Consider the following 5,282-nt stretch of genomic DNA (forward strand, 5'->3'; position numbering starts at 1 on the left):
CTCGGATGAGACTTCCCCTATACCAATACTTTCAGCACTTTTCTGCACCACTAAGCACACTATGTTCACAAGTACATCAATGATTTAGTGAATCCTGAATGAGATCATTTCCGCCACGGCCATTTGGTGCCCATCTCGGTGAGGGCAGAAAAGATCAGGTAGACTACCAGCAATCCCACTCCGACTAAAAACGGCAGTAAATCGTTGTCCATGCGTACTATTTTCGCCTGGTGTGGTAGCGTCGTAAACGAGACGTATCTTCTCATGGGCAGATGTTATGGCACAACCTTCTGATACACCCCAGGCCGGCAACTCTGCAAAATCTCAAACTGGCTGCAAGAAAGGGCGATCGCTCCCTCCCAAGCTGATGATCCAAACCGGGCGCTTTGTCTGGACGCAGATGTGGCACTTGATGATGTCCAATCTGGCTCCCCGCAACAAGGTGGGCGAATACATCCGTCCGGAGAGCCAGTTTCGCAATGCGATCAGTTCTGCTCCAAATGCGACCTATCCGCCTACCGCAGGCCGCTACAAGCTGTATGTGGGATGGGGTTGTCCCTGGGCACATCGGACACTGGTGGTACGGGCGTTGAAAGGATTGGAAGAGGCGATCGCGGTGTCCATTGTCTCTCCTGCGCCGGAAGAGGGCGGTTGGATTTTGGACGTGCCGGAAGTAGGCTGTCGTACCCTGGCAGATTTGTATGAACTGGCTGCACCGGGATATGCGGGACGCTGCACGGTTCCGGTATTGTGGGATGGGTCAACGAAAACGATCGTCAATAATGAAAGCTCAGACATTATTGTGATGCTGAACTCGGAGATGAATGCTTTTGCCAAACATCCTGAACTTGATTTATATCCAAATGAGTTGAAAGCAACGATCGACGAATGGAATGATAAAATCTATCATTCTGTCAATAATGGGGTCTATCGTTGTGGTTTCGCCCAAACTCAGGATGCTTATGAAACAGCCTGTAAAGGAGTGTTTGCCACATTGAATGAAATTGATCAGGTGTTAACAAACCAGCAGTATGTATGTGGCGATCGCATTACCTTAACCGATGTGCGTCTATTCACCACCCTGTTTCGCTTTGATATTGTCTATTACGGCTTATTTAAATGCAACCGTCGTCGTATTCAGGATTACGAGCATCTAGGGCCATATCTGCGGGATCTGTATCACTTTCCTGGCGTGGCTGATACCTGCAATTTAGAAGCCGTGAAACGAGAGTACTACAGTAATTTGTTTCCGCTGAATCCGGGCGGCATCATTCCGATCGGGCCAGATATAATGTTATGAGAGTGTTGTCATTAGTCCTTAATTGGTGGTTGTTCACAAATGCCAAAGGACAAATGGCAAAAACAGCCCCTCCAATGTTCTTGTCCACAAGCCTTCTGACAGTACATTATGACTTCCACCCGTAAGCTGACCTTTGCAGACTATCTGGCTCTGGACAATTCAGGACTGGAAAGACGGGCTGAATTAATTGATGGAGTGTTGACAGATCCTAACAGCGGGACAGGTAGGGTGATGCATTTGGTATTATCCCATTGAGTCAGATACATCATTATGAGGGGATGTCAAAACAGTCTCAACTTCGGTCTGCCATGTCATCACTAAAGAGTTATACAGTCGTGCTTTGTCCTGATGATCATGTCGCGTTTGGTGCCTACATTCCAGCTATAGCAGGCTGTCACGCATGGGGGAAAACGATGGAAGAAGCACCGGATCAAAGTCATAGCCTGTTTTCCTAGTTGATAAACTTCCCTCTTTCGAGCATCGCTTGCGATATTGCTTGCGCCAGTAAGCGACTAATGTCCACTCGCCCAACCTATGGGTTTGCGCACAGTGCAATAAACCCGCTGTCGTTTGAGCCATTGGGCCAGTCGTGCCAAGCAAAACTCTCGGTCACCCAGCACCACCACATGATAGGTTTTTAGTTATTGGGGTAACCTCAAAAAGCGTTGCAGTTTCCGTCGTCGGCTCTTAGCCAAAATCGGAATCGGTAGCTTTGTCGCTAAGGCTTCGAGTTTGACCGTTCGCAGGCTTTGTAACAGTTGAATGAGCAGCGACAATAATAGGAATTGAGCCAGATTCAACTGCGCTTTGAGATGAATTTGATAACAGAGATTATCGGTGAGCGTTCAGGGTTATCTGCTGCCGCACAACTTTACCGATCAAACTGCAGGTTACTCCTGCCAAGTAGCTACTTTATTGCTGGATGTTGACTAATATTGACTGGTTCCAGGCCATTAACGGTGATATTGAGGGAACGGTGAAAAGCTAAAACGTTATTTAACGTGGCTGAACCGAAGACATTGTCAGGGTTCTGGCAGAAGTTATCAGGATTGTAGAGGGGGGGACGGTGCCAGTAGAGGGCATAGCCGATCGCTTGCAGGTACGCCAAAGCATCGATCGGAGGCGAAGGGCGATCGCTGATGACATACAGAATCGGAGTAGTTTTCTGTAATGTCTGCGCGGCTCCTTGCAGGACGGGTAACAGGCGAGTTCCCACATTGAATTTGATGAAGTGACAGTAGGCGATCGCAAAGCTATCCAGTGTTGCCACTTGCACAGATTCCGGCAAGTAACGTCCCCCCCCAGTCGGTCGATTCAGGGATTGAGCCAGATCGATTCCTGAAAGCAGGCCAGCGCGATCGCCCAGCGCGATAGCAAAAGGGAATGTATTTGTCAAATTATTCAAAGCAAGGTTCGCACAGAGAGATTGAAAGACTAAACGCTGTGGCTCGAATGCTAAAACTTTTCCCTCTAACCCTGCAGCTCTGGCAAGAAAGATGGTGTGGGCACCCAAATCTGTCCCTACTTCGACAACTGTCTGTCCAGGTTGAATCAGGGATTGAAATACCTTAATTTCGCCCTCACTCCATTCTCCGTAGAGATCAAGTGATCGGCCAATAAAGGTATCGTTTGAATCGTAGAGGAAAATTCCATAACGGCATGGTTTCAGGCGGTTGGAACCAGGGAGGGAGATGGGGGGTGGATAAGACGGGGAGGTGGGGGAGTGAAGGGGGTGGCTGGGTGGCTGGGTGGCTGGGTGGCTGGCTAAAGATGTTTCGGTGGAACAACTATTCAGAAGGAAAGAAGGATGGGGGTGGGAGAGGTCGGTTTGCAGGGCGGTGATAACGCGGGTAAAGAGTTCGGTCCAGTCGTTGGGTTGGGATTGGCGGAAGAGGCGCATGGTGGGATACCAGGGGCTATCCTCCCGGTTTAGTAACCATCGCCAATCAGGAATAGCAGGCAGTAATGTCCAGGTGGGTTTGCCAAGAGCACCAGATAGATGGGCAACAGCGGTATCAACAGTAATTACCAGATCGAGTTGGACGATTGCAGCCGCCGTATCGGCAAAGTCAGAGAGTTGTTCGTCCAGGTTTTGAATCCGCTCTTCGGAATTGAGGAGTATGCGATCGGCCTGCGGAGCGTTTTTTTGCAAGCTATAGAGCGCAATCCCTGGAACATCCAGCAAAGACAAGAAATGGCTCAGAGGACAGGATCGCTTGGGGGAGGTAGAATTGCTGGGATTCGTGGCCCAAACAAAACCCACCTTCAGTCGAGTCTGGGGGGGAACTTTGAGCTTGAGGTTGGAATCTGGGGGTGGGCTAACGTAGGGAACCTGAGCTGGAATCGTGTCTAATGTCGTGCCAAAAATCCAGGGTAGCTCCAGCAAGGGAGTGTGGGTATGAGTTTCCACATCGTCCTTATCTCGATCGACACACTGGCTCACGCCTGGAACAGTCGATAGCAACCTCACAAGCGGCTTCTGGCAGGCAATCACAACTCGCCCACCTCGTTGAGCCACCAACGGAGCATAGCGGGCAAATTGAATCGTATCCCCAAAGCCTTGCTCTGCTGTTAATAAAATAGTTTTGCCGTGCAGTTCTGCTCCTTTCCAGAGGGCACTGGTATAACGCAAATCTGGGCATTGCGCAGTACTCCAGCGCCAGTGATATTCGGCAAACCCCCGTTGAAAATGTCCTAGTTGCAGCAAAACCAAGCCCAGATTTAAATGGGCATCAGCAAAGTCAGGGCGGTGCTGGATAGCTGTTTCAAAGGCGACGATCGCCTCCTCAAACCGTCCCTGATCTACCAGAATGCAACCATAAGTATTATGAGCATCGGCGTTACCGGGTTGTAGTCGAATCGCTTCCTGAGCATGAACGATCGCCTCCTCAAACTGCTCCATTTCCCGTAAGGTGTTGCTCAGGTTGATGTAAGCGTTGGCGTAATGAGGATTTAGGGCGATCGCCTGCTGAAAATGAAAGACCGCTTCTGTCAACTTTTGCTGTTGCTTCAGCGCAATGCCCAAATTGTCGTGAGCACTGATATAGCCAGGACTAATTGCCAGTGCCTGTCGATATTGCTCAATAGCCGCTTCTAACTGCCCCTGTTGATACAGCGCCACTCCTAAACTATTGCGGGCACTGGTATGGTTTGGCTCCAATTCCACCGCCCGACGATAATGCTGCAGCGCTTCCTCGACGTGCCCCTGCTTATACAACGCCATTCCCAGATTGTGGTGAGCATGGGCATAATCCGGCATGGAGGCGATCGCCTGGCGATAGTGATCGATCGCTTCCTCAACCTGATTATTCTGATAAAGCGCGATCGCCAGATTGTAATGGGCCTTGGCACTGTTCTGACTGAGGCGGAGAGATTCCCGGTGATGAGCGATCGCAGCCTCTAAGCGCCCCACTTTCATTAAGACCGAACCCAGATTGCCATGCACTTCTGCGGAAGTCGGTTGCAGTCTGATCACCTGTTCATAATAGGCAATGCTGTCTAACGGACGACCCAATTGATCCGCAATCAGAGCTAACCAGAATAAGGCTTCTGCCTGTTGGGGATACTGCTGCACCACCTGCCGAAAAATTGCTTCCGCGTCCAGGTAATTCCCCGTCTGATAATATTGTTGGGCAAGATTCAACTGACTTGCTACTGATGCACTCATAACCCAGCTTTCGGAGGATAACATCCTTCTGGATTCTAAGCGAAAATGCCGAAGCTCTTCTAATCCAGTAAAGCGATCAACTCTTCAACAATTAGTTCGGTATCTCGAGTATTGCTCTTAACAAACCTTAGTTCAGAACCAGTTACAGTAGGGAATCTTGGCATTAAACTAAAACCTTTTGGATACCGACAAACCCAGATAAGCCTTCGACTTCTCCTTCTTGCAAACATAATTCAATCACTTCTTTGATGTTGGCCGTCAAGGGTGCGTGTCACCTTCTTGGTAGGAAAATTAGGCTAGAGGAGAAGAATATCC

4 protein-coding genes and 1 pseudogene are annotated in these 5,282 nt (G+C 49.5%); 3 read left to right on the forward strand and 2 right to left on the reverse strand.

The genetic code is table 11. From position 1 onward, the window contains the following. Positions 1-277: 277 nt before the first annotated feature. The 3 genes from ACUVQO_RS22365 to ACUVQO_RS22375 all read left to right on the forward strand — a co-directional run bounded on the left by ACUVQO_RS22365 (position 278) and on the right by ACUVQO_RS22375 (position 1,755). Positions 278-1,300 (forward strand): glutathione S-transferase family protein, encoded by a 1,023-nt coding sequence (locus tag ACUVQO_RS22365; protein WP_445928030.1) that lies wholly within the window; start codon positions 278-280, stop codon positions 1,298-1,300. Between the two features lie 108 nt (positions 1,301-1,408). After that, positions 1,409-1,555, forward strand: a complete 147-nt coding sequence (locus tag ACUVQO_RS22370; RefSeq protein WP_445928031.1) for a hypothetical protein — start codon at positions 1,409-1,411, stop codon at positions 1,553-1,555. A 53-nt stretch (positions 1,556-1,608) separates the two neighbouring features. Then, on the forward strand, positions 1,609-1,755 hold the full coding sequence (locus ACUVQO_RS22375; protein WP_445928032.1) for a type II toxin-antitoxin system HicB family antitoxin: 147 nt from the start codon (positions 1,609-1,611) through the stop codon (positions 1,753-1,755). A 192-nt stretch (positions 1,756-1,947) separates the two neighbouring features. Here ACUVQO_RS22375 and ACUVQO_RS22380 read toward each other — a convergent pair. Both ACUVQO_RS22380 and ACUVQO_RS22385 read right to left on the reverse strand, forming a co-directional pair. After that, a pseudogene (locus tag ACUVQO_RS22380) lies at positions 1,948-2,118 on the reverse strand (IS4 family transposase); the annotation flags it as partial. Between the two features lie 89 nt (positions 2,119-2,207). Next, on the reverse strand, positions 2,208-4,943 hold the full coding sequence (locus tag ACUVQO_RS22385; protein ID WP_445928033.1) for an FkbM family methyltransferase: 2,736 nt from the start codon (positions 4,941-4,943) through the stop codon (positions 2,208-2,210). Positions 4,944-5,282 lie beyond the last annotated feature (339 nt).

The sequence above is a fragment of the Leptodesmis sp. genome (assembly GCF_052746595.1).

Bases quoted from the DNA above. Each gene is read 5' to 3' on its own strand.
- ACUVQO_RS22365 (WP_445928030.1), top strand. From the start codon at position 278: ATGGCACAACCTTCTGATACACCCCAGGCCGGCAACTCTGCAAAATCT.
- ACUVQO_RS22370 (WP_445928031.1), top strand. From the start codon at position 1,409: ATGACTTCCACCCGTAAGCTGACCTTTGCAGACTATCTGGCTCTGGAC.
- ACUVQO_RS22375 (WP_445928032.1), top strand. From the start codon at position 1,609: ATGTCATCACTAAAGAGTTATACAGTCGTGCTTTGTCCTGATGATCAT.